General features: G+C 39.6%; 23 protein-coding genes. 18 read left to right on the top strand and 5 right to left on the bottom strand.

The annotated features are described in order from the left end of the window. Positions 1–1,335, bottom strand: coding sequence for an efflux RND transporter periplasmic adaptor subunit (locus BBP83_RS00350; protein WP_462897980.1), 1,335 nt, complete (start codon positions 1,333–1,335; stop codon positions 1–3). Positions 1,336–1,848: 513 nt separating this feature from the next. Between BBP83_RS00350 and BBP83_RS00345 the strand changes: the two genes are divergently transcribed. After that, positions 1,849–2,298: a bacteriohemerythrin gene (locus BBP83_RS00345; protein ID WP_068885445.1), complete on the top strand. Its 450-nt coding sequence runs from the start codon at positions 1,849–1,851 to the stop codon at positions 2,296–2,298. On the opposite strand, the gene holA is transcribed toward BBP83_RS00345, so the two are convergent. The 4 genes from holA to BBP83_RS00325 all read right to left on the bottom strand — a co-directional run bounded on the left by holA (position 2,295) and on the right by BBP83_RS00325 (position 7,186). Beyond that, positions 2,295–3,293: a DNA polymerase III subunit delta gene (holA, locus tag BBP83_RS00340; protein ID WP_068885444.1), complete on the bottom strand. Its 999-nt coding sequence runs from the start codon at positions 3,291–3,293 to the stop codon at positions 2,295–2,297. The genes BBP83_RS00345 and holA overlap by 4 nt on opposite strands. Before the next feature lie 14 nt (positions 3,294–3,307). Further along, on the bottom strand, positions 3,308–3,859 hold the full coding sequence (locus tag BBP83_RS00335) for an LPS-assembly lipoprotein LptE (protein ID WP_068885443.1): 552 nt from the start codon (positions 3,857–3,859) through the stop codon (positions 3,308–3,310). A 221-nt stretch (positions 3,860–4,080) separates the two neighbouring features. Beyond that, positions 4,081–6,702, bottom strand: coding sequence for a leucine--tRNA ligase (gene leuS, locus BBP83_RS00330; protein WP_068885937.1), 2,622 nt, complete (start codon positions 6,700–6,702; stop codon positions 4,081–4,083). 118 nt (positions 6,703–6,820) lie between these two features. Continuing rightward, entirely contained in the window at positions 6,821–7,186 is a 366-nt protein-coding gene (locus BBP83_RS00325; protein WP_415502393.1) for a DUF4124 domain-containing protein, read from the bottom strand. A 696-nt stretch (positions 7,187–7,882) separates the two neighbouring features. Between BBP83_RS00325 and BBP83_RS00320 the strand changes: the two genes are divergently transcribed. From BBP83_RS00320 to hisS, 17 genes are all read left to right on the top strand, one after another. Next, positions 7,883–9,610, top strand: a complete 1,728-nt coding sequence (locus BBP83_RS00320) for an acetolactate synthase 3 large subunit (RefSeq protein ID WP_068885441.1) — start codon at positions 7,883–7,885, stop codon at positions 9,608–9,610. Beyond that, positions 9,607–10,098 carry an acetolactate synthase small subunit gene (gene ilvN / locus BBP83_RS00315; RefSeq protein ID WP_068885440.1) on the top strand — a complete coding sequence of 164 codons (492 nt, stop codon included), beginning with the start codon at positions 9,607–9,609 and terminating at the stop codon, positions 10,096–10,098. The genes BBP83_RS00320 and ilvN overlap by 4 nt, the downstream gene beginning before the upstream one ends. Positions 10,099–10,207: 109 nt before the next feature. Next, positions 10,208–11,224 carry a ketol-acid reductoisomerase gene (gene ilvC, locus BBP83_RS00310; protein WP_068885439.1) on the top strand — a complete coding sequence of 339 codons (1,017 nt, stop codon included), beginning with the start codon at positions 10,208–10,210 and terminating at the stop codon, positions 11,222–11,224. 577 nt (positions 11,225–11,801) lie between these two features. Continuing rightward, the gene (locus BBP83_RS00305; RefSeq protein ID WP_068885438.1) at positions 11,802–12,620 is read left to right on the top strand and encodes an XAC2610-related protein; all 819 of its coding nucleotides are present in this window, start codon (positions 11,802–11,804) and stop codon (positions 12,618–12,620) included. Positions 12,621–13,527: 907 nt separating this feature from the next. After that, the gene (locus BBP83_RS00300; RefSeq protein WP_068885437.1) at positions 13,528–14,055 is read left to right on the top strand and encodes a hypothetical protein; all 528 of its coding nucleotides are present in this window, start codon (positions 13,528–13,530) and stop codon (positions 14,053–14,055) included. Positions 14,056–14,168: 113 nt separating this feature from the next. Continuing rightward, on the top strand, positions 14,169–14,873 hold the full coding sequence (locus BBP83_RS00295; RefSeq protein ID WP_068885436.1) for a fimbrial biogenesis chaperone: 705 nt from the start codon (positions 14,169–14,171) through the stop codon (positions 14,871–14,873). Positions 14,874–14,889: 16 nt separating this feature from the next. Next, on the top strand, positions 14,890–17,190 hold the full coding sequence (locus BBP83_RS00290) for a fimbria/pilus outer membrane usher protein (RefSeq protein WP_068885435.1): 2,301 nt from the start codon (positions 14,890–14,892) through the stop codon (positions 17,188–17,190). A gap of 10 nt (positions 17,191–17,200) precedes the next feature. Further along, positions 17,201–17,611: a hypothetical protein gene (locus BBP83_RS00285; protein WP_068885434.1), complete on the top strand. Its 411-nt coding sequence runs from the start codon at positions 17,201–17,203 to the stop codon at positions 17,609–17,611. Between the two features lie 226 nt (positions 17,612–17,837). Continuing rightward, complete coding sequence (locus BBP83_RS00280; protein WP_068885433.1) at positions 17,838–19,112, top strand: glycosyltransferase family 4 protein; 1,275 nt, start codon at positions 17,838–17,840, stop codon at positions 19,110–19,112. A 38-nt stretch (positions 19,113–19,150) separates the two neighbouring features. Then, positions 19,151–19,702: a phosphatase PAP2 family protein gene (locus BBP83_RS00275; RefSeq protein WP_068885432.1), complete on the top strand. Its 552-nt coding sequence runs from the start codon at positions 19,151–19,153 to the stop codon at positions 19,700–19,702. A gap of 89 nt (positions 19,703–19,791) precedes the next feature. Further along, the gene (iscX, locus tag BBP83_RS00270; protein WP_068885431.1) at positions 19,792–19,992 is read left to right on the top strand and encodes a Fe-S cluster assembly protein IscX; all 201 of its coding nucleotides are present in this window, start codon (positions 19,792–19,794) and stop codon (positions 19,990–19,992) included. Between the two features lie 110 nt (positions 19,993–20,102). After that, entirely contained in the window at positions 20,103–20,534 is a 432-nt protein-coding gene (gene ndk, locus BBP83_RS00265; protein ID WP_068885430.1) for a nucleoside-diphosphate kinase, read from the top strand. A 123-nt stretch (positions 20,535–20,657) separates the two neighbouring features. Then, on the top strand, positions 20,658–21,893 hold the full coding sequence (rlmN, locus tag BBP83_RS00260) for a dual-specificity RNA methyltransferase RlmN (protein WP_068885429.1): 1,236 nt from the start codon (positions 20,658–20,660) through the stop codon (positions 21,891–21,893). Positions 21,894–21,908: 15 nt separating this feature from the next. After that, positions 21,909–22,718: a type IV pilus biogenesis/stability protein PilW gene (gene pilW / locus BBP83_RS00255; protein WP_141689936.1), complete on the top strand. Its 810-nt coding sequence runs from the start codon at positions 21,909–21,911 to the stop codon at positions 22,716–22,718. Further along, positions 22,709–23,500, top strand: coding sequence for a helix-turn-helix domain-containing protein (locus tag BBP83_RS00250; RefSeq protein ID WP_068885427.1), 792 nt, complete (start codon positions 22,709–22,711; stop codon positions 23,498–23,500). The genes pilW and BBP83_RS00250 overlap by 10 nt, the downstream gene beginning before the upstream one ends. A 24-nt stretch (positions 23,501–23,524) precedes the next feature. Beyond that, a complete protein-coding gene (ispG, locus tag BBP83_RS00245; protein ID WP_068885426.1) occupies positions 23,525–24,640 on the top strand; it encodes a flavodoxin-dependent (E)-4-hydroxy-3-methylbut-2-enyl-diphosphate synthase in 1,116 nt (371 codons plus the stop codon). Beyond that, positions 24,637–25,932, top strand: coding sequence for a histidine--tRNA ligase (hisS, locus tag BBP83_RS00240; protein ID WP_068885425.1), 1,296 nt, complete (start codon positions 24,637–24,639; stop codon positions 25,930–25,932). Before ispG ends, hisS begins: the two co-directional genes overlap by 4 nt. The last annotated feature ends 6 nt before the right edge of the window (positions 25,933–25,938 follow it).

Genomic DNA, 25,938 nt, shown 5'->3' with positions numbered 1-25,938 from the left:
TTATATTCTCATTGGCGCGCCACCGGCACGGTTGCTACGTTTTGCAGAGTCATTCGACGTATCTGAACCATCGGCAATCACCACTTGATCGCCTTGTTTTAAACCACGAATGACTTGTGCAGTTACACGGTTATTTAATCCAATTAATACGGGTTGTGGTTTTGCTGTGCCATCTGCTTGAACCACACGAATCATGGCAACAGATGCTTTACCTTGTTCAACCAAGGCTTTTTCTGCAGCTGTTAATTCTAAGCGTTTAGGGCGGTTGGCTTGCGTCTCATCTTTATTGGCCCGTGGTTGTTGTTGGTTGGCAGAAGCACGGTCAGCATTATTATTTGATTGACCGCGTGAACGGTTTGAGGTTTGAATGGCTGCTGCAGGAATGGTTAACACATTGCGAGCTTCATCTAAAATAATGTACACCTGAGCGGTCATATCAATACGCAATTTACCGTCTTCATTGGGTACATCAAATAAGGCATTGTAATAAATGGCCGTACTTGAAGATGAAGTCGAGCTATTGCTGTTTTCATTGTTAATAGAAGAGGGTGCAGGTTCAACTTGGCGTAGCGTTGCATAGTGTTTGGTTTCGCTGTCACCCAAGGTGGTGAAGTACACACGCTGACCTTTTTCAACTTTCATGACATCCGCTTCAGAAATTTCAGCTTTGATGGTCATATCATTTAATTTTGCTAATTTAACAATGGTCGGTGCACTTTGGTTGGCGTTTACGGTTTGACCTTCTTCAGTCACAATCGCGACAATAGTGCCATCCATTGGCGCCACAATACGGGTATAGCCTAAATCCTCTTTCGCTGTGGCTAAGGTTAAGCGCGATTGTTCAATTTGTGCATTAATTGCTGTAATGTCAGCCTGCGCTATTTTGTAGTTTGCCAATGCCGACTCTAATTCAGAACGTGAGGTTGCATCTTGTGCATACATGGCTTTTTGACGGTTATATTCTGCTTCGACTTTGGCTAAATTGGCATCTTTGACTGCCAGTTGTGCTTGTTGATTTTTAATACTGGCTTCAGCGGTTTTTTGATCATTTTCCTGACGTACTGAATCAATTTGTGCAATCAGCTGACCTTGTTTGACTTGGTCGCCCAATTGAACATACATTTTTTTAACCTGACCTGAAACCTGCGCACCGACGCTGACCATTTTGGTGGCTTCAAGCACCCCGGTTGCTAGTACAGAATTTTCTAAATCCCCTTTAGTGACTTCAGCAGTAATGTATTGAGGAAGCTCTTGTTTCGGCTTGAAAAAGTACCAAGCTGTGAGTGCAACAGCAAGGATACAGACCACGGCAATTAGAAGCTTTGTCGGTTTTATTTTTGGCATAGTCATTGGTGTAGATAAATTGAGAATGTCCCGATTATAAGATTTAAATGAGGATAAATCGTGAATATTTTATGCTAAATAGAAATGATTATTATTTTAAGTTGCTGATTGAGCGGGTAAAGATTTTAATACACTAGGTTTTCTCTTATTTCTTGCATCAGTGTTGGTTAGACAATAAAAATGGCAATAAAAATATGTTTTAGAAAGATGATTTACATTTTTAATATTAGATTTTTTAGGACAGAAAATTTGAACTGATTGAATGATGTGTACTTGAACTATTTTAATCCTAAGTTGTTTATATCTTAAAATTATGCTGAAAATACAAGTACTAATCGAGTTTAACTAATTTGAAAATTATATCTTTTGTCTATAGATTTAAGTTTAAAAAACTTGTAGTATTTAATCCCATAAAGAAATTATGGGATTCATAATAACAGAAATTTGTACAATGATTGTGCAAAAAATATTTCTTTAAAAATAGAAATTTATAAGGGGCGAATGATGGAATGGAATGAAGATTATAATATTGGTATTGATGTGATTGATAATCAGCATCGCCAAATTTTAGATTATATTAATGCTTTGGAGAGTATTCGGGGGAGCGGTGAGCGCGACAAGATTAGAGAGGTCTTAAATGATCTAATCGATTACACGCAATCTCATTTTAGCTTTGAAGAAAACTTATTGGAGCAAGTGCATTATCAGTATTTGCCTTCTCACAAGGGGATTCACCAATTATTCGTTAAGCGCCTGAATGATTACCGTCAAAAATTCGAGCTTGGCGAATCGGTTGAGAATGATCTGCATCGCTTATTGTCAAAGTGGCTGATTAACCATATTCAGCATGATGATCAAGACTATGTGGATAGTGTGAGAGACAATATGTTGCATTATTTGCGTGTGCAGGAACAGAAAAAAGGGAAAAGTTGGTTTTCGCGGTTTTTCAGCTAGCTGGTTGGTGCCATAAATAATGGTTTACCACATAGCCCCGCAATCGCTTGAAACACCAAATGTTCAGCATTTTCATTCCCAAGACCTTTAATAGAGGCATCTATACGCAGTAAGAGCGACGGCCAAGCCAGAAAGCTGTTGGGGTCGAGTCTGCGAAGGGCTTGTTGATATTGACTGACTTTATTTTTCCAAATGCCCAGCTGTAATGCATTTTGTGGTTGTTCAAACAGTTGCATTAGCAAACGAATTTCTTTGCTAATGCTCCATAAAATCAGTGACATTGCTTCGCCAGAGGCAATGAGATATTGGAAAATTTTGACCGATTGCCCAAAGTCACCTTGCAATAAAGCATCGCTTAAATCAAAGGTGGTATATCGAGATTGATCTTGCAGACAGGAATGTAGGTGATCAATTTGAATGACAGCAACGTCGGTAAAGGTGTCACTGACCCGCATTAAACTATTTTTGGCAGCCAGTAAATTGTGCTCATGATGTTGCTCAAGCCATTGCCATGCATCGTTGGCCAGTTGAATTCCAAGTTTTTGAGCTTCTACCGCCAAAATTTGCTGACGGTCTTTGGGGTAATTGGCCACTAGATTAACATTGACACCATTGGCATCAATGGTTTGAAAAAAAGCGGTTTTTAGACTACTGCTGTCTTGTTTCGGCATCACTACCAGCAGTAAATTTTGCTCATTGTGTTGCAAATATTTTTTTAATTCTTTGAGTCCATTGGCATCGGGTTTGATATTGCCATGCACTTCAATCGCCAATTGACTCGAAAATAGCGATAAGCTGTTTAGGGCGTTAAAAACGGTTTTCCAGTCACTGACACTGGTGATGTCATAACGTTGCCGCTCGATGTCTTGCTTTAGCCAACTTGCACGGAACGTATCCACCAAGTTCTGTTCTAAAAGCGGTTCTTGGCCATGAAGTACCCAAGCACCTCGCGCTTCATCAACACGTTTTAAGGCTTGCAAGTAATCGAGCTTCATTGATTATGTTCTGTTTATTTAGAGATGGGAGCAGACGTTACTGCGGGTTGTGCAGTCCGTTGAGTCGCTAAAGGTAAGCGATTCGATGAAATTTGACGAGCAATTTGCTGGGCAACGTCATCAATAATTACTTGATTCAGGAATTTTTGTTCCTGATCATCGGTATTGACCGTTGCGACATCATATTGATATGAACGGGTTGCCATCACGGTACGTGGTTCAGTCACAGGCTTGCCTTGTGCATCTTCAATACGGAAAGTTACGTTTAAGCGGAGTAAAGTTTCGACTAATTTACCATTTAGCTCTAAACGACGTGGAGAGTAGTCAAGTACATGCAGGGTGTAAGACTGAGGGGCGTTGTTTAACTTAATACCAGCAGCGCCTAAATAGATATTGAGTTTTTCTTCAAGTTCTTCAGTATCTTTGGGTAAAACCAATTTCATATTGGCATATGTTACGGGTGCAACATTCGGATTGGTGCCTTTTAAATGGAAGCCACAGCCTGTTAAGCCTGCACCTAGACCCAAGGTTAGTACAATTGCAGCAACACGTTGAACCAAATGCATGTGGTGTCCTCTATTTATTTGTCCCAGTGTGGGAAATCAGGCAAATTTTGTTTTACTCAATGAGTCGAATTGTAAAGTCAAAGCCCGTTGAATGACAACGGGCTTTGTTTAGGAATTGTTTATCGCCTTTAGTTCCCCCTCTTTTTTAAAGAGGGGTTAGGGGAGATTTTTTATATAAATCCCTCCAAGCCTCCCTTTATAAAGGGAGGCTTAAAAGCTTATCAAACCACCAAATTCACTAATTTATTTGGTACCACAATTTCTTTCTTGGTCGGGCCAGTTAAGAATTGTTGTACTTCTGGTAAAGCTTTGGCTTGTGCCAAAATATCTTCTTTAGAGGCATCGATAGAGACTTCTAATTTGCCACGAAGTTTACCATTGACTTGCACCACAATCGTTTGGGTATTGCGTGTTAACGCAGACTCATCCACTTGTGGGAATAGCGTCGTGGTTAATTCAATCCCAAATTCAGCCAATAAGGTTTGGCTTAAATGCGGTGCAAATGGCGCAAGTAAAGTAAGAAGTGCAGTGATCGATTCACGTATTACAGCAATGTCGTTATCATCTTGCGCTTCAAATTTATTGTTCGCATTTAGCAATTCCATTAAAGCGGCAATTGCAGTATTGAACGCATGACGACGTTCAATATCATCACCGACTTTTTGGATGGTTTCATGTGTCTTACGACGTAGGTCTTGTGCGGCCACTGACAAATTTGCCACATCAATTGCAGTTGCATGATTGCCTTTTTCAAGGAAACTTGAAGCCAAACGCCAAACACGTTTCAAGAAACGATTTGAACCTTCAACACCTGCATCGGACCATTCAAGTGATTGATCGGGTGGGGCTGCAAACATCATAAAGACACGGGCAGTATCTGCACCGTATTGCTCAATAATCGATTGCGGGTCGATACCGTTATTTTTCGATTTCGACATTTTTTCTTGACCGCCAACCACGACGTCTTGACCATCTTCTTTATATTTGGCAGAAAGTACGCGACCTTTTTCGTCTTTTTCAAGTTCGATATCGGCTGGATTGAACCACGTTTTCTTACCTGAATCTGCTTCACGGTAGAAGGTATCGGCAAGTACCATGCCTTGTGTTAACAAGTTGGTGAATGGTTCGTTACCTTCAACTACACCTTCATCACGCATCAATTTGTGGAAGAAGCGAGCATATAATAAATGTAGAATTGCGTGCTCAACACCACCAATATATTGGTTGACTGGAAGCCAAGTTTTCGCTGCTTCTGGTTTCACCAGACCACCAGTAAAATCTGGTGATGCATAGCGTGCATAATACCAAGATGACTCTACGAAAGTATCCAATGTATCTGTTTCACGACGTGCATCGCTACCACAGCATGGACATTTAGTTTCATAAAATTCAGGCATTTTATTCAATGGATTGCCTGAACCATCTGGCACAACGTCCGTTGGTAAAATGACAGGAAGCTGTTCTTCAGGTACAGGAACTTGACCACAGGTGTTGCAGTTGATCATTGGAATTGGGCAACCCCAATAACGCTGACGAGAAACACCCCAGTCGCGTAGGCGGAACTGAACTTTTGTACTCGCAAGTGTTGTAGGCTCTAATTTAGCAAGGAATGCATCATATGCACCTTGTAAACCTAAACCGTCAAATTCTGCTGAGTTGACCAGTTTGCCTTCTTTAGAACCGTACCATTCCTGCCAAGTTGTTGCATCAAAGTCGGCATCATCTGCACCTTTGGCATCAATGACTTGTTTGATGTTTAAACCAAATTTATTGGCAAATTCAAAGTCACGTTCATCATGTGCAGGTACCGCCATCACTGCGCCAGAACCGTAAGACATCAACACATAGTTAGCGATCCAAACAGGAACTTCTTCACCCGTTACAGGATGCTTCACAAACAAACCTGTGGCCATGCCTTTTTTCTCAGCCACAGCAAGATCCGCTTCTGCCACTGAACCCATACGGCATTCTTCAATAAATGCTTTTAATTCAGGGTTTGTTTCAGCTGCTTTTAGCGCCATAGGGTGTTCTGCTGCAACAGCAACATAGGTCACACCCATTAAGGTATCGGCACGTGTGGTAAATACAGTTAAAGCATCTGCATAAACGTCAGTATTGGCTGAAGGGAAGCTAATGTCCATCCCTTGAGAACGACCAATCCAGTTGCGTTGCATGGTCAAAACTTGCTGTGGCCAGCCATCTTTTAAAGTATCTAAATCGTCTAATAATTCTTGTGCATAGTCTGTAATGCGGAAGTAATACATTGGAATATCACGTTTTTCAACCAATGCACCTGAACGCCAGCCACGACCATTTTCAACTTGTTCATTGGCTAGGACAGTTTGATCGACAGGATCCCAGTTCACTGTAGAAAGCTTACGGTAAATCAGTCCTTTCTTGTACAGCTGAACAAATAACCATTGTTCCCAGTGATAGTATTCGGGTGTACAGGTTGCAAATTCACGATCCCAATCGACAGAAAGACCTAATTTTTTAAGTTGGTCACGCATATACGCGATATTTTCAAAGGTCCATTTTGCCGGTGCAACTTGATGCGCAATCGCCGCATTTTCAGCAGGCAGACCGAAGGCATCCCAACCCATAGGTTGAAGCACGGTTTCGCCTTTGAGACGGTGAAAACGGCTGATCACGTCGCCAATGGTGTAGTTACGCACGTGACCCATGTGCAGTTTGCCACTTGGGTAGGGGAACATCGAGAGGATATATCGACGTGGACCTTCTGCAGTGTCGGCAACTTTAAAGGCTTTGCGAGTTTCCCAGTCCTGTTGGACAGTAGGTTCAATCGCACTGGCTTGATATTCAGGGTCAATGTGAGTAGTCATAAACGTAATATAAGAACAATGGTTAAAAAGTTTGTTACACAGCATAGCGCAAAATGCACCTAAAAGTGAATTTTGCGCGCGCTATTCTGAGGGAAAATCGTGTAGATAAACTGAATTGTTATTTTTGTTCAGCAGAAACCGCTTGGCCTTGGCGTAAAGCTTCTTGTGCTTGTTGATGGACTTGCTCTTTTTCTGCGGTGCTTGATTGTGATGTAGAAGCAGCGTTTTTAGTGTCTACATGTGCAGGAGACGCATTTTGAGTCTCTGACTGCGTCTGATTGTTGGATGTAGTTGGTGATGAATTCTTCCATCCATGGGTATCTACTTTGCCTTTTTTTTGTGCAGATTTAGGTGGCGGTGTAGAGGTGTAATGAGTTGACCCCTTAGCATCAACCCACTTATAAAAATTTTGCGCAAAACTACTTTGTGCCATAAATATGAGTACGAAAGTAGAGGCTACGCTCCCCAATTTAAGAAAAGACATTTTCATAATAAATTCAGTTCCTTGATCCTGTTGGAAATACAATTTTTATTGCATTCGAAAACAAAATTTTGCGCTATTTTGAGCAGGGATGCCATCCCTTTTTAAGCCTGATTCGATAAAAGGTTAGGTGGGTGAAAAAAGTACAAATCTTGTTTTAATTTTACTCGTTATTTTTGAGCACTAATTCAAACTTTTATAATTATTTGATGAGGATGTCTTGAGTTGAAATAATATTGATTAAATATATTTATTCGATATATAAGGAAAAATTATGCATTACGCATAAAGCGACATAAAACAAAAGTTTTGATTATTGTTCAAAATATGGAATTGCGCCTAAAAAATAAACGGTCTGTAAATAAACAGAAAAAAGCTAATTTTTAAACTTGACTTTAATAGTTGAAACAACAAAAATGCTGTTTTAGTTTTATATGCCTTAGTCGATCACCCTTCGAATAAGTGTCATGTCATGCAATGGACAACTTCTCTAGCCGAGAAGCTGAACAAAGCGAATAAAATGTGCTTATCCCAGTATGTTTTAGATCTCATATTGCTCAAACAGCAGTCAGATCATAATTTTTTCCTATTGCTATGAAAACTATGAAATATGTGTGCTATAACAATGCACACAGTCAATGAATGAAGTGTCGCAAGTGCCTCCCATTATGCGACTAAAAAAGATTAGGGTGAATCACGTTGGAACTTTTATCTGGTGGTGAAATGCTAGTTCGCGCTTTAGCGGACGAAGGCGTTGAACATGTTTTTGGATACCCAGGCGGCGCCGTATTACATATTTACGATGCGCTTTTTCAACAAGACAGAGTTAACCATTACTTAGTGCGCCACGAGCAAGCTGCAGGTCATATGGCCGATGCTTATTCGCGTGTAACGGGTAAAACTGGCGTTGTACTTGTCACTTCAGGTCCGGGCGCGACCAATACTGTTACTCCAATTGCAACTGCATATATGGACTCAATCCCAATGGTGATTTTGTCTGGTCAGGTTGCTTCGCATTTGATTGGTGAAGATGCGTTTCAGGAAACAGATATGGTGGGGATTTCCCGTCCAATCGTGAAGCATAGCTTTCAAGTACGCCATGCAAGCGAAATTCCTGCAATTATTAAAAAAGCATTCTATATTGCGGCATCTGGCCGTCCAGGCCCAGTGGTTGTCGATATTCCAAAAGATGTGACCAATCCTGTAGAAAAATTCGCTTACGAATATCCTGAAAAAGTCAAAATGCGCTCTTACCAGCCACCACATCGTGGTCACTCTGGTCAGATTCGTAAAGCCATTGATGAGCTTTTGCATGCAAAACGTCCCGTTATTTACTCTGGCGGTGGTGTGGTGCAAGGCAATGCGTCTGCATTATTGACAGAACTTGCGCATACCTTAAATTTCCCAGTAACCAATACCTTGATGGGCTTGGGCGCTTTCCCTGGTGATGATGAACAGTTCATCGGGATGTTGGGAATGCACGGTACTTATGAAGCCAATATGACCATGCATAATGCAGATGTGATCTTGGCGATTGGTGCACGTTTTGATGACCGTGTAACCAATAATCCAGCAAAATTCTGTACCAATGCGAAAGTGATTCATATTGATATTGATCCTGCAGCTATTTCAAAAACCATCATGGCGCATATTCCAATTGTGGGCGCAGTAGAGCCTGTGCTTCAGGAAATGCTGACACAGTTGAAGCAATTAAATGTGTCTAAGCCAAATCCAGAAGATATGGCTACTTGGTGGTCTCAGATTAATGAATGGCGCAAAGTCCATGGTATGAGATATGAAAAGTCCACTGACGGGATGATGAAACCGCAACAAGTGGTTGAAGCTTTAGATAAAGTGACCAACAGCGAAGCGATCATTACCTCAGACGTGGGTCAGCACCAAATGTTTGGTGCTAATTACTATACATATAAGCGTCCGCGTCAATGGATCAACTCAGGTGGTTTGGGGACGATGGGAGTAGGCCTGCCATATGCAATGGCAGCCAAGCTTGCATTCCCAGATCAGCAAGTGGTATGTATTACCGGTGAAGCGTCTATTCAGATGTGTATCCAAGAATTATCGACCTGTAAGCAATATGACTTAAATGTGAAAATTCTTTGCTTAAATAACCAAGCTTTAGGCATGGTGAAACAATGGCAGGATATGAACTACGAAGGCCGTCATTCAAGTTCGTATGTCGACTCTTTACCTGACTTTGCTAAATTGATGGAAGCGTATGGTCACGTGGGCATTCAAATTGACCATGAAGATGAGCTTGAATCTAAACTGGCTGAAGCAATGGCTATTAATGATAAATGCGTATTCATTAATGTCATGGTAAATCGTTCAGAGCACGTATATCCAATGCTGATTGCGGGTCAATCGATGCAAGATATGTGGTTAAGCAAAGGGGAGCGTACAAAATGAGACACATTATTTCTGTACTCGTTGAAAACGAAGCAGGCGCGCTTTCTCGTTTAGTAGGTTTGTTTTCTCAGCGTGGCTATAACATTGAAACTTTAAATGTAGCGCCAACTGAAGATCCAACCCTTTCACGCTTAACGTTAACCACTTATGGCGATGATCATAAAATTGAGCAAATTACCAAGCAACTGAATAAATTGGTTGAAGTGGTGAAAGTCGTTGATTTGTCTGAAGGTGCGCACATTGAGCGCGAGTTGATGCTGATTAAAGTGAAAGCTTTAGGCTCAGCACGTGCTGAAATTAAACGCACAGCGGATATTTTCCGTGCGCAAGTGGTAGATGTAACACCAACCACCTATACCATTCAGATTGCGGGTACGACTGAAAAAATTGATGGTTTTATTGATGCCTTAGCAGAAAATACCATTCTTGAAGTTGTTCGTTCAGGTGTGTCAGGTATTGCACGTGGCGAAAAAGTTTTAACAATCTAATTTTTTTAATAAATACACCCTTTCTTATTTTAAAGAAAGGAACTTAATTGAGTGAAAATAAGAACTCACTTATTAAGTAGGGAAACAAAGCATTTAAGCGGAGACAGCAATGCAAATTTTTTATGATAAAGACACAGACTTATCGATCATCCAAGGTAAAAAAGTAGCGATTATTGGTTACGGTTCTCAAGGTCACGCACATGCGCTTAACCTTAAAGATTCGGGCGTAGACGTAACTGTTGGTTTACGTGCTAACTCTACTTCTTGGAAAAAAGCTGAAAATTCAGGTCTTAAAGTTGCTGAAGTTCCTGCTGCTGTAGCGCAAGCTGATGTGGTTATGATTTTGACGCCAGATGAGTTTCAATCTCAGCTTTACCGCGACGTTATTGAGCCAAACATCAAGCAAGGTGCGACTTTAGCATTTGCTCACGGTTTCTCTATTCTTTATAACCAAGTTGTACCACGTGCTGACTTAGACGTAATCATGGTGGCACCAAAAGCACCAGGTCACACAGTACGTTCTGAATACCAACGTGGTTCAGGTGTACCTGACTTAATCGCGATTCATCAAGATGCATCTGGTAATGCACGTAACGTTGCGCTTTCTTATGCTTCAGGCGTAGGTGGCGGTCGTACCGGTATTATTGAAACTTCATTCCGTGAAGAAACTGAAACTGACCTTTTTGGTGAGCAAGCAGTTCTTTGTGGTGGTGCGGTTGAATTGGTTAAAATGGGTTATGAAACGCTCGTTGAAGCGGGCTATGCACCAGAAATGGCGTATTTCGAATGTCTACACGAGCTTAAATTGATCGTTGACTTGATGTTTGAAGGCGGTATTGCGGACATGAACTATTCAGTATCAAACAATGCTGAATATGGTGAATATGTAACGGGTACTGAAGTAATTAACGAACAGTCTCGTGAAGCAATGCGTAATGCACTTAAACGTATTCAATCTGGTGAATACGCAAAAATGTTCATTAACGAAGGTGCATTGAATTACCCATCTATGACTGCACGTCGTCGTCAAAACGCTGAGCATGGTATTGAAGTAACGGGTAATAAACTTCGTGCAATGATGCCTTGGATTCAAGCAAATAAAATCGTAGATAAAGAAAAGAACTAATTTTCTTATCTAGCTGATTTTATGCTATAAAACCCTGCGTAAGCGGGGTTTTTTTATGGGTGGGAATTATAACATCATCTCAGTAGGTCAGCTGTAAGGTGGGTTTAAGAATATAAAAAATACCTAGCCTGAGTTTTTCTTGTTTAGAAGGTTTCAATAATCCATTTGAATATATAGGTTTGGGATTATTTGATTTAGATGTTTCATGAGGAATGGTTATTAATGTTTGAGCAATAGATTTTCTCAAAAAGTAGATAGTTTTACGTTGAGCAAGAACTCTTCTTCATTCTTGAATTAGGCTCATGAGGCTGATATGTAGAGTTTCAGAGAAAACAGGTTATTGAGAAGTTGAAATATAATTCAGAAACCATAACTTGATTTCAGTAACTTAAAAAATAACGGATTCATTGGATATCTAGACATATCATCTTGAAAGAAATTTTAAAAATTGGCATCTTGAAAAAGATGGATTGAATAGGCTGTTGGTTTCAAAACTCCTAAATAGATGTTGGCTATGTTGTAAAAGTGTTGTGATACAGTACTTATAAAACATCTTCTTCTGCATGTGAGTTCAACAATGAAAACTAAAAGTTTCCTGTGCCTTATTGCATTATCACTTTCAAGTTTCAGCTTTGCTGAAAGCACCGCCACAATTAGCGAACAGCTCAAACCTTTTAATAATGTTCGTGTTTCTATGCAACGTATGTTGCGCTCTGCCGATAATCGATATTTTCTAGACTTATATGCCGGTATTTGGAACCCGCATGGGACTTTAAAAGACCTAACAGAAAATAAAAGTATTACCTTTAAAGGAGTGCAGAGGGGCAATTCACTGAATTTAAAATCGGTCAGTGTTGATAGTTCTGATGAAGCCGTAACTCAATATACTTTAGATGGAAACTTAAATGCCAATACAGGAGAGTTGTCGGCGGTACTGAGTACGATTGATGGAAGTCTAAAAAATAAAATTGATTTTGAACCTGCATTCAAGGTTGTAGATAAACCTATTATTGTCTTTAAATTTTATGGCAATGAAGATACGCAACAGGCATCAGGAAAAGTTTTAAAGCGTGTTGATATTATCAACAAAACTGACAATACCATTTTGCAAAGCCTTACGGGATTTAATGCTTTCTCAAATAGTATTGGCTTTTTAGATATTAATTTTGACGGCTATTATGATGTCGTGCTTTCAGATTTGTCAGAAGGCAAGAAAGTTGAAGATAAACACTTTATCTACTGGATGTATAATCCTAAAACGAAGCAGTTTCAACGTTCGCCACAATTAGAGAAAATTACGGGTTTTCCGACCTTACATGGGGAAAATCAACAGATAGATTTTGGTGACGGTCAGCTCTACCAAGTAGAAAAGGGCTTACTTAATCGCATTCAATAGCACGCCTTTGGTATAGGTTTATTCTTTAAAACAAGCACCAGCCAAATCTGGTGCTTGTTTTATGCTGTTTATCAAAATTTCAAAAGAGTCGTTAGTTAAAAACCATCTTTTAATTGGCCAAGCCATGTCGGATATTTTTTACTGCAATTTTATGCTAAAGCGGGATATCGACCATTAAGGCATAAGTACAATCAATAATTTAAAAATTAGAATAACGTGGATAAAGATGAATTTTTATTATGATTAATTGGGCATTAAAAGAGTAAAAATCATTTAAAAATTAAATTCTAAAAATTGAATACATTGTGTGTTTTATATAATTTTTTTGATACCGTATTAAAAATTTAAGTAAATTTGTGACATTTTATGTAATTAAATGCGACTTGCATCACAATATATTCGTGGTTTCAATCCCTATTTTTTGGTATTGGTATTTTATAATTTGATTAAACTTGAATATTCAATTGAATTTATAAAAAAAAATACGTGAAAAGTAAATAAAATTATAAGGAAAATAAAAAAGAATAAGTCAAAAATCTAGTTAAATGTAATTTAATGTAATTTTTAATAAAAGCTAGGTGTATGAAAACACATTAAATTTAGCTTAGAAAGCAATTCATATTGTCAGGAAGATAAATGCTTTTTTAATTTTATTTTAATCATTAGCTTTAAAGTGGTCTTTAAAAACCGATCATAAACAACAATTTCTATTCATTTCCTTATGTAAAAGTGTGACCTAATTCACTGTTTGTGTGAAAAATGCACTATATATTATTTTTTGTGAGATTTGTTGAACAATGGCTGTGCCCTTAGGAGAAATGAAGATTGTTAGATTATTTCTGAATATGGTTAAACAATCGGATTCGAGGAAGTGGTGGCTAGATAATAATTTAATGGAGAATCCATCATGAATAAAATGACTCAAGCTGCTTTAGCAGCATTAGTACTAGGTGCATGTTCAGCAAGCGTTTTTGCAGATGATGCAGATAAAGGCGGTGGTAGTAATGATAATGATCGCTGGAAAGGCTGTACAGAGCTTGGTTGTAGCCGAGATATTCCAATTAAATTAACCGTACCTAAAAAATGTACTATTTCTGATCCAAAAGATTTGGTGTTAAAAACAGATGCAAGCAATGTGACTTCAAGCTATAGCGTAACCACAAATACGCATTATATTTTGAATTTAACTACAGCAAATGCCAATACCAGTAATAATACGTTTGTGAAAAATGGCAGTGACACAATTGACACAGTTATTACGACTGCGAAAACTTCAGGTAGTGCCGGCCCTGCTGCCCCAACTTGGGGTAACAATAACTATGCAGGTTTATCAGTTGATAATTTCACTGTGACAGCACGTACCAAATTTGCCGTTCCTGCAACAACAGCAGCTGGTGACTATACTGATACATACAAAATCCGTGTATATTACTAAAAGTGACTATTTACTGAACATAGTAAGTTTTAGTACAGTATAAATAAGAAAGCAGAATCTGACTTGTTGCTAGCAGTGAGTCAGATTACTTACAATTAAAAAAGAGCGAAATAATGAAAAAAAATTTATTGGTTTTTATGACATCGCTACTGTGTACCATCAAAGCTTTTGCTGGGGTTTCAGTCTCTCCTGTACAGATGTTTATAGACAACCCGAATAAGCAAAGGTCGACTACACTTACTTTAGAATCTGTTGATGAAACAGAGAAGCGAGTTTTTGAAGTCAAGGTATTTAAGTGGACGCAAAACGAACAGGGTGAAAATGTTTTGGAACCTGATAATAATATTATTATCAATCCTAAAAATTTTATTTTACAGCCGAATAAGCATCAAGCGATACGCGTAGGTTTTACACCTGCAGTTGCATCGAGTATAAATCCAGCGAGTGAACAAGCGTGGCGGATGATCATTGATGAAATTACCCCAGTGGGCAATGAAACGATGGTGAAATTTTTAGTAAACTTTAATTTACCCTTGTTTGTTGGTAAGCAAGATGAGCTTAAAGTTAATTTTAATGTACAAAATGATAAGCTGATTTTAAACAATCTTGCGAATTCCCATGTACAAGTGACGAACTTAAAAATATTGGATGAGCAAAAAAAAATTATTTTTAGCAATGATACAATGGCTTATGTGTTAGCTAAGAATAAAATCTTTTATGATTTAAAAAATATTAATTTAGCAAATGCAAAAAAATATAGCGTAGTACTAGAAACAAATAATTCGAAAAAACCAGTTGAAATGAAATTATTTAACTAATATTGGGAGAATAAATATGGCTATAAATAAAAGAATAATAGTCATGATAAATTTTTTTTTGGTAATAAGTGCACATGCCAATGAGTTACCATCGGAAAAATTTATTGCCAATTTATGGATAAATAATCTTAATCAGAATGTAGATGCAACTTTAATCAAGCGTGATACAAATTATTATATCGAATGTGCTTTGTTAACAGAACGCAATGTTGATGCTAAGGTTTTAATCCAGCTAAACGGTGCGAATGACTTTTGTTTGGTTTCAAATGATCAAATGAAGGCCGATTTTGATGAAGAAAACCAGTCAATTAAGCTCAGTATTCCAAGCCAGTATTTTTTGACTGGGCGTTACGGGCTTTATGAATTTGACCGACCAGAAAAAGCCAATCTGGGAGGATTTATTAATTATGAAGTGCAATATAACAAATCTGAAATTTTGACTGGATACAATGGATTGATCGATTTGGGTATTTTTAAGGACTATTGGTTTTTTAAAAATTCAATGTTGTACAACAGTGAGGCGGAAGATGAAAAAACCGTACGTATTGGCACGAGCCTCGATATTGATTTTCCAGATAAATTAACCAAATTAACTTTGGGTGATACAACAACAATTTCTAATCCATTTTTTAATTCAGTGCGGTTGGCAGGGGTTAGCTGGGGGACAAATTATTTAGAACGCCCAGGTTTTGTTTACTGGAACACCCCACAACTGCAAGGTACGGCGAGGTTGCCGTCAACTGTAGAGCTGTATATGAACGGCGTGAAAATATATAATCAAAAGGTCAGTCCTGGTGATTATGTCTTGCAGACTGGTTCACAGGTTAACTATACAGGGAATGCGCAAATTGTTGTTGAAGATGTACTGGGCAACCGAAGCGTTAAAACATTGCCTATCTTAATTAATAATAAATTGTTGCGTAAAGGGTTGAGTGAATACAATATTTCCTTGGGGAAACTTCGCTATAACTATTACACCGACAGCAGTGATTATCGGGATTTTTTCACCAATCTTTATTACCGGCGAGGGCTTAGGGAAACCACCTCATTGGGCGCGAATATTTCATATACTCGAGATTTACAAAATACGGGAATTACTTGGACACAAGGATTGCCGTATTTTGTGGTTTTAGATGCCCTTGTTTTAAATTCTAACTCGAATGACGGCTCAAAATTTTTATATGGCTTAGCTTTAAGTAAAGAATTCAGCCAGATATCCTTAGGTATTAGCTCTAAATATGCAGAAGATAATTTTAGATATGTCGGGGATGATCCGCTACAGGATAATGCAGTGCCTAAATTTGAGAATTTTGCATATATTACCTTCAGTCAAGTGCCTTTTTTTCAAAATATAAACATGAGTTATGCAGAACAAACATATTATAAGAATAGTGCCAGCTTCTTTAATGATGAAAAAATCTTCAATATTGGTTTTAATAGACTGATTGGGAATAATCTTTCTTTGGGATTAGGTTATTTTCAACGCTTTGGCGAGGTTAAGGATAACGGCGGGATTTTAAGCATAAGCTATAATTTTGATATCCGAAATAAAGTGTATTTAAATTATGCAACGGATAATAACAATGCCAGTGTTCAATATGTACATGACAGTGGCAGTCAAGTTGGATTGGATTATGCCCTTGGTGCCAACCGCCGTCAGGATGAAAACATTGCCAGTGTCAATGTGGTTGCAAAAACCCGCGCTGGTGACCTGAGTCTGCAACATTATCAGTATGAGCATGAAAGCGATTCAACTATAGGATATAGCGGTGCAATCGCATTTTTGGATGGGCAGGTTAATTTTACGAAATCTATTAATAATGCATTTGCACTGGTTAAGGTGGGTAATTACTCAGATATCGACGTATTAAGTGCATTAAACCGCGCAGAGAAAACCAATAAAAAAGGCTATGCCTTTGTACATGATATTGTTCCTTATGTTAAATATGATATTGGTTTTGATGAAAATCAGCTACCAATCGAAGAAAAATATGATGCTTCATCTAAACCATTAACAACACTCAACCAACGTGGCTATGTGGTGGACTTTCCAATTCAGCATACTTTTATGCTGACACTGCAACCACAAGATATGAATGGCGCAAACTTTAAGCCGGGTTCTGAACTTCATCTAGCGAATGGAGATGTCTATCCAATTACGACGGATGGATCGGTTACTTTATATGGCATCACCGCTGGAACCCATAAAATGTCAGTTTTATATGGCGATAACGCAACTTGTTCATTTGATTTGAATATTACTGAGAAGGAAGCAAAAGAGTCTAGTTCTCAGCCAATGCGTATTGTCTGTAAGTAAGGAGTACGTGATGAAAATGAAATATTACTTAGGTTTGGCTGTGGTTGTAATGGCCACGAGCGGTCATGCACAGCAATGCCAAATTGATCGAGTGACTTCAAGTCAGCTTCAGCTCAATTCGACTTCACAAACGCGTTCAGCATTATCCTTTAATGTGAATTGTGATTCGAAATATGCGATCCAGTTTAGAACGCGTAATGCTGAAGGTTCATCTGGTAGAAGTTATTTAACCAATGGTCGTTTAGGTCGTTTACAAACACAAATGAATATTTCAGGAGGTTCTGGTTCTCGCTGGGGCGCACCTATGAGTCAATCCGGTTCTGATCAATATGTTGTGACTGTGCAATTGGTTGAACGCCCGAATGCTATGACGCCAGCGGGTGATTATACGGATGATTTATATATTAGCCTGGTTTTTTAAGTGCTTGTTTATATTTATTTAATATTCAGTAAAGTTCCTCTTTTGATCTATATTCTATGATCAGCAGTCATCTTTTATAAGAAAGATGGCTGTTTTTTAATAATGTTTAATAACAATAACGCGATGTGGTTGAAGGGAGTGTAATATTTGTACTGTCATTGAAGCATCATCAAGCTGTAAGAAACAGCTCCTATACTTTTGTTAAAATACAAATGATGGGTAGACTATGGCTCAGGTATCTGCGTTCAACCATTTAAAACAACAAGATTTTCCAGGAAATTTTAGATTTTATTTTAAAAATAAAAGTCGTCAGACTGAACAATACGATTTGCAGGCTTTGCATGATTTGGTTCGTCCAAAGCTCAAAATTGTAATCGTGACTGAAACTTGGCCACCCGAAATTAACGGCGTGGCATTGTCGCTTTTGCAACTATGTAAAGGCCTACAAAAACAAGGCCATAAAATTCTATTAATTCGCCCACAGCAAAAACATAGTTGTACTCAATTTGTGCCAAATAAAGAATGTTTGGTCTTAGCACAGTCGATTCCGCGCTATCCAACCCTTAAATTTGGTTGGCCTCAGTTTTTGAAAGTTTCTCATGCTATAGAAGACTTTGAACCTGATGTGGTGCATATTGTGACAGAAGGCCCATTGGGTATAGCTGCCTTACAAGTGGCTAAAAATAAAAAAATACCGATATCTAGTGGCTTTCATTCAGCCTTTCAAGATTTTAGTCGCTTCTTTGATTTGGCTTTTTTGGTCAAACCCATACAGCGTTATCTATGTTGGTTTCATAACAATACCCAGCTCACCTGTGTTCCAAGTCAAGACACGGCACATTCTTTACAGGCCTTAGGGGTGAATTGCCCCATAGCAGTCGTTGGTCGTGGGGTAGATGTTGAGTGTTTTCATCCCCAATATGCATCTGCACAATTAAGACGGCGTTGGGGTGCAGATGATCAGACTACGGTGTTGCTTTACGTGGGAAGGTTATCTCCTGAAAAAGAAGTCGATGTCATTATTCAGGCATATATTGCTTTACAAAAAAGCAATCAGCAGAAAACTCTTTTGGTCATTGTTGGTGATGGCCCAGAGGCCACAAAATTAAAACACTTAAGTGCCCAAAATAAAGTGATTTTTACAGGAAGTTTGAGTGGTACTCGATTGTCAGAAGCGTATGCTAGTGCAGATATTTTTGTGTTTGCCAGTCAAGTCGAAACCTTTGGTAATGTGGTGTTAGAGGCCATGGCCAGTGGTTTAGCTGTTGTTGCATATGACCGTGCTTGTGCGCATCAATATGTGAAACATCAGCAGTCGGGCTGGTTATGTGCTGTGGGTGATACAACCAGTTTTGTGCGTCAGATTCAGCAGTTGCCTCAGCGTGAGGTGCTCAAGCACATGGGTAAAAATGCGCAACAAGATATTCAGGATGTTGGTTGGCAACGTCCAGTTCAACAATTCGAACAGGCGCTATATTCGGCCACAAGAGTTATTTTGTGATGACTGAAAGTGTGGTTTAAGCGCTCGAGGAGGGAACAGTGAAATTTAAAAATGCAAAAATAAGAATGCTCGATCTCGATTTAAAAGGCTGTATTTATCTGAATACTTTTTCCCACTCAGAGCGAGTGGCCTCTTTTTTTAAGCTGATTAGCCGTCTGGGGGATGGCATGTTTTGGTATGTCATGTTGGCAGTCGTTTGGATTTTGCAAGGTTTGATGTACGGACTACAAATATTGTACGTGATCATGAGTAGTTTGATTGGTACGGGTATTTATAAAGTACTTAAACATAAAACAGTTCGACCTCGACCCTATCAAGTGCATCAAGTAATTCGTTTGGGTGAACGTCCCTTAGATCATTTTAGTTTCCCATCTGGACATACTTTACATGCGGTCATGGCAACAACGGTTTTGGGTTATGTCCAACCCATTTTACTTATCTTAATGTTGCCTTTTACGGTGTTGGTTGCAGTGTCTCGTATGGTACTTGGTCTGCATTACCCCAGTGATGTGGCCGTAGGCGCCATGATTGGTGGGGCAGTGGCAAGTATCATTGTACTCAGTGCGCCTGTACTTAATATTGTGTTATAAAAAATCAGTTTTTTTAGTTGTTGAAACGCGCGCAATTTTTAGGAAATTTGTTAAAGTAGAGCATTATTAAAACGATGTTAGGAAGACCCATGGGTTTACGCTGGACAGATACCATTGATATTGCAATTGAGCTTTATGAAGCCCATCCAGATGTCGATCCGCAATGGATTCGCTTTACCGATTTGCACACATGGGTTTGTGCTTTACCTGAGTTTTCAGATGACCCAACAAAATCGACAGAAGGCTTACTCGAAGCTATTCAAATGGCATGGATTGATGAAGCAAGTTAACCCTGTATCGAAAAAAGCAACTTTTTTACATCTCAAAAGCAGAAAATAGCGGATTATTCGGTATAATGCGCCAAATTTTCCTATCAACATTGTGACTTAAGGAGCCTATCATGGCTATCGAACGTGCTTTATCTATCGTAAAACCAGACGCAGTTGCTAAAAACCACATCGGCGACATCTTTGCTCGTTTTGAAAAAGCGGGTCTTCAAATTGTTGCAACTAAAATGAAACACTTGACTCAAGCTGAAGCTGAAGGCTTCTATGCTGAGCACAAAGAACGTGGTTTCTTTGCTGACCTAGTTGCATTCATGACTTCTGGTCCTGTTGTTGTTTCAGTTCTTGAAGGCGAAAATGCAGTTCTTGCTCACCGCGAAATCCTTGGTGCGACGAATCCTAAAGAAGCAGCGCCAGGCACAATCCGCGCTGACTTTGCTGTAAGCATCGACGAAAATGCTGCTCACGGTTCTGACTCTGTAGCATCAGCTGATCGTGAAGTTAACTACTTCTTCGCTCAAACTGAGATTGCACCGCGTACTCGTTAATTCGAAGTATTCAAACCAGATAAGTGTTATTATACTTGTCTGGTTTTTTTATTCCTTGAATAAAAACTTTGCTCGTTTATTGAGCTTCTCCTTTCATTTATAGACATGGTTTAGGTAATACACATGAGTACTGAAGTGGTCGCTGTATCTGCAATTTCGGCTGAACAGCAACAATCTCCATCCGCTCCTGCACAGCAAAATGCTGTTGCGAAAGTGAACTTACTTGGCTTGTCTCGTCCGCAAATGGAAAAATTCTTTGAAGAGATGGGGGAGAAGAAGTTCCGTGCTGGGCAAGTGATGAAGTGGATTCACCAATTTTTTGTTACAGATTTTGCTGAAATGACCAATATTTCAGGCAAGTTGCGTGACAAACTTGAATTGCTTTGCGAAATTAAAGCGCCAGAAGTCGTGCATAAAAACTATTCTAAAGATGGCACACGTAAATGGGTTTTTCGTGTCGGTGATGGTGACGGCTCACTGGTTGAAACCGTTCTTATTCCTGCTGAACATCGTAGTGGATTGCGCCGTACGTTGTGTATTTCTTCGCAAGTGGGTTGTGCGTTGGATTGCTCATTTTGTTCTACAGGTAAACAAGGCTTTCAGCGTGATTTAACTCCAGACGAAATTATCGGCCAGTTATGGGTTGCGAACTACTCATATATGGAAGACGTTCCTGTTGCTGATCGTGAACGTTCTGTGACCAATGTGGTGATGATGGGCATGGGCGAGCCTTTACTCAATTATGACGCTGTTTTAAGCTCTATGCGTATTATGTTAGATGACTTTGCATACGGCATGTCAAAACGTCGCGTAACCCTGTCAACTTCGGGTGTGGTGCCTAAAATTGATCAATTGGTGAAAGACATTGATGTGGCTTTGGCTATTTCATTGCATGCACCGAATGACGAACTGCGTAATGAATTGGTTCCGATTAATAAGAAATATCCACTTGAGCAATTGATTGCGGCTTGTCAGCGTTATATTACCAAAGATGGTAATGAAAGTTCACGTAAGCATGTCACCATTGAATATGTGATGTTGGATGGTGTGAATGATCACCCTGAACATGCGCAACAAATGATTAAGCTACTCAAAAATTTACCAAGTAAAATTAATTTAATTCCATTTAATCCGTTTCCGCATGCGCCATATGGTCGCTCTAGCCGTAACCGAATTATTTCTTTCCAAAAAACTTTGTCTGATGCAGGATTTGTGTGTACGATTCGTCAAACACGTGGCGATGATATCGATGCCGCATGTGGTCAGCTTGTTGGGCAAGTGGCTGACCGTACTCGTCGTGCAGAGCAGTGGAAAAAGAAAGTCGCGCAGCAAAATGAGATTCTGCGCTCACAAGGATAATAACGAGGCAGTCAATTGAGAACTTTACCGTATAAATTTGCTTTTATTTCAGCGTTATGTACATCGGCTTTCATGCTGACTGCGTGTCAGACCACAAGTAATGACGTGATGAAGAAAGACCCAGAAAAAGCAGCCAAAGTACGGGCTCAAATGGCGATCGAGTTCTTTAAAGCTGGAGATCTAGACGCAACAAAACGCGCTTTAGATCAGGCTTTGGAGGCGAATCCGCGAGATTCGCAGGCCAATATGATGATGGGTGTACTGTTACAACAAGAAGGCAGTAAGTTAAATGTAGAAAAGGCTGATGGCTATTTTAAGCGTGCGATTTCTACTGACCCCAAAAATGCACAGGCGCGTAACAACTATGGTACGTATTTATATCAAGTAGGGCGTTATAATGACGCGCTCGAACAGCTCAATATTGCGGGTTCGACATTAGGCTATGACCAACGTTCTAAAGCGTTGGAAAATGCAGGTCTAATTTACGTGAAATTAGGCGATGTTGCGAATGCTGAAAAAACATTCCAACAAGCCTTGAAAGCCAATCGTGATTCTTTCATTTCAATGTTAGAGTTATCGGAAATTTTTTATTTGAACCAGCAAACGGCTGCCGCAACACAAATGTATGAACAATTTGTGCGTGCAGTTGGACAAAAAAACCAGAGTGCTCGTGCACTTTGGATTGGTATTCGCACTGCGCGTGCAAATGGAGACAAACAGGAAATGCAGGTATTGGTCAATCAATTGCGTGCGTTATACCCTGAAAGCCCTGAATATCAACGTTATTTGCAATTACAGTACAGTACTGAGGCCGTATGGAAGTAAATCCTAATTCACCGCAATCGAATAGTTCGAGCGCTGCTCCAAATGCGTTAGGAAATGTACAGCGCCCGGGCGAGTACTTGCGTCAAATTCGGACAAATCAAAAACTCGAACTTGATAGTGTCGCCAAAGAGTTGAATATTCCTGTAAAAACGCTCACTGCGTTAGAGCAAGATGACTATAAAGTTTTGCCAGAAGCGACGTTTATTAAAGGCTATTATCGTATTTATGCCAAATTTTTAAAAGTTGATGCGACCAGTATTATTCAGCGTTTTGATGATATCTATGCCAATGATACAGGCATGTTACCCAATCATGCATTGAACAACTCGCCGATTAAAATCATGGGTAAGTTACCTGGCTCTAACCGTGATCGTAACCGTAAATGGTTAAAACGTGCTTTGATTACGGCTTTGGTATTGTTGGTTTTAGGTATTTTGGTTGCTGTTATTCAAAATATGTCGGGTAGTTCAAGTGGTACGGAACAAACATCTGCTTCAGATGCCTCTGATGTACAAGTTTTAAGTTTAGATGGTGGTCTAGCAACATCTGGGGATCAATTAGGTTTGCAGTTTAGCCATCCGACTTCTGTGCATATTGTCGATTCAACCGGTAAAGTTTTAGCGACAGGTCGCCAAGCATCGACTCTAAACCTATCAGGTGAGCCACCATTCCAAATTCGTTTAGACGATGCGACAGCTGTGTCATTAAGTTTAAATAATGAAGCGATTTCATTGTCACCATATACCGTAAATGGCAAAGCAGACTTCCGTTTATCACGTTAATATGGCTGAGGGTAGAGTGAAACAATGATTGTAAATCCAATAAAACGCCGTCCAACCCGTAAAATTCGTGTCGGTTCAGTCTATGTCGGTGGCGATGCGCCAATTAGCATTCAAAGCATGACCAATACAGAAACCTGTGATGTCGATGCAACTGTTGCCCAAATTCAGCGTTGTGCCGATATTGGTGCAGATATCATGCGTGTTTCTGTACCGAGTATGGAAGCCGCAGAAGCTTTTGGTGAAATTCGTAAGCGTGTCACAGTCCCGTTGGTTGCAGACATTCACTTCGACTATAAAATTGCACTGCGTGTTGCAGATTTGGGTGCAGATTGTTTGCGAATTAACCCCGGTAATATTGGTTCAGAAGCGAAAATTCGTGAAGTTGTGGCAGCCGCAAGACACAATGATATTTCAATGCGCATTGGTGTCAATGCAGGTTCGTTAGAAAAAGATATTCAAAAAAAATATGGCGAGCCAACAGGTCAAGCTCTGCTAGAATCTGCGTTACGTCATATTGATATTTTAGACCGCTTAAATTTCCAAGAGTTTAAAATTTCAGTCAAAGCATCAAATGTGTTTTTAACCATGGATGCTTACCGTTTATTGTCCGCACAAATTGATAATCCCTTGCATTTAGGGGTGACGGAAGCGGGTATTTATCGTACAGGTTCAGTCAAGTCTGCAATTGCTTTGGGTGGTTTGTTAATGGAAGGCATTGGCGATACCATGCGTATTTCATTGGCGGCAGAGCCCGAAGAAGAAGTGAAAATTGGTTTTGATATTTTAAAATCATTGAGCCTTCGTTCAAATGGTATTAATTTTATTGCCTGCCCAAGCTGTTCACGCCAAGAATTTAACGTCATTAAAGTGATGCAATCATTGGAAGAGCGTTTGGAAGATATTCGCACGCCAATGGATGTTTCGGTCATTGGCTGTAAAGTGAATGGGCCGGGTGAGGCTAAAGAAGCCGATATTGGTGTGGTCGGTGCAAGTCCGCGTTCACTGGTGTATCGTAATGGTGAAAAAAGTCATTTAGTTGACACAAATCAGTTGGTTGATGAAATCGAAACAATGGTTCGTCAACGAGTTAAAGCGCTTGAAGAAGCTAAATCTAAAGAAATTATACGCAGTAAATCATGAGTTCAATTGTCGCAATTAAAGGTTTTAATGACACTCTACCAACGCAAACAGCTGCGTGGAGACGTCTTGAGCAACATTTAGCATCGTTGATGGATGCATATGGTTATCAACAGATTCGCTTACCGATCGTTGAACAAACGAATCTGTTTAAGCGCTCAATTGGTGATGCAACGGATATTGTCGAAAAAGAAATGTACACTTTCTTAGACAAAGGTAATCCGCCGGAGTCTTTGACTTTACGTCCTGAAGGAACGGCAGGGTGCGTTCGCGCCATGCTTGAACATAACCTACTGCGTGGTGCTGCACCGCGCGTTTGGTATGTCGGTCCAATGTTCCGTTATGAAAAACCGCAAAAAGGTCGTTACCGTCAGTTTCACCAATTTGGTGTGGAAACGTTTGGTGTCTCTACCCCTGACCAAGATGCTGAACTGATTTTAATGACAGCGCGTCTTTGGAAGCGTATGGGCGTTGCCAATAAAGTACAACTTGAGTTGAATACTTTGGGTGAGTCCGATGAGCGTGCGAATTATCGTGCTGCTTTGGTTGATTTTTTAGAATCGCATAAAGCAGATTTAGATGAAGATTCACAGCGCCGTTTAGGTACAAATCCGTTACGTATTTTAGATTCTAAAGAAGCACGTACACAGCAAATTTTGGAAAATGCGCCGAAACTTCACGACTTTATGGGTGAAGAAACCATGGCGCATTTTGCACAATTGCAACAGTATTTGACTGATGCTGGTGTGACATTTGTGATTAATCAGAAATTGGTTCGTGGTCTTGATTACTACAACAAAACTGTATTTGAATGGACAACCACTTTGTTGGGTTCACAAGGTACTGTTTGTGCAGGTGGTCGTTATGATGGTTTGGTTGGTCAGCTGAAAGGTAAGCCAGAGCAAACTGTTCCCGCTGTTGGCTTTGCCATGGGCATGGAACGCCTATTGTTGCTTCTTGAGCAAGTAGAAGACCTTACCCCTGTACGTGATTGCGAAATTTTCTTGGTTTCTGATCCTGCAACTCAAGGTAAGGCCTTGGTTTTGGCTGAACAAATCCGTGATCAGTTTGAATTGGCAAACAGTCACATCCGCTTAAAAGTCGGTTCACAAGGTTCAATGAAGAGCCAAATGAAAAAAGCTGATCAAGCCGGCGCATTGTTTGCCATAATTTTTGGTGAACGTGAGCAATCAGCACAGCAAGTTTTGGTAAAAGAGTTAGCGACAGCAGAACAGACTGAAGTGGCGTTAGCAGACTTTGTACCATTTATTATTGAAAAATTTTCTTCAAAATAAGCCATA

The sequence above is a fragment of the Acinetobacter celticus genome (genome assembly GCF_001707755.1).
Classification (GTDB): Bacteria; Pseudomonadota; Gammaproteobacteria; order Pseudomonadales; family Moraxellaceae; genus Acinetobacter; species Acinetobacter celticus.
The sequence above is the reverse complement of the archived record's forward strand: the minus strand, read 5'-3'. Positions and strand labels throughout refer to the sequence as shown.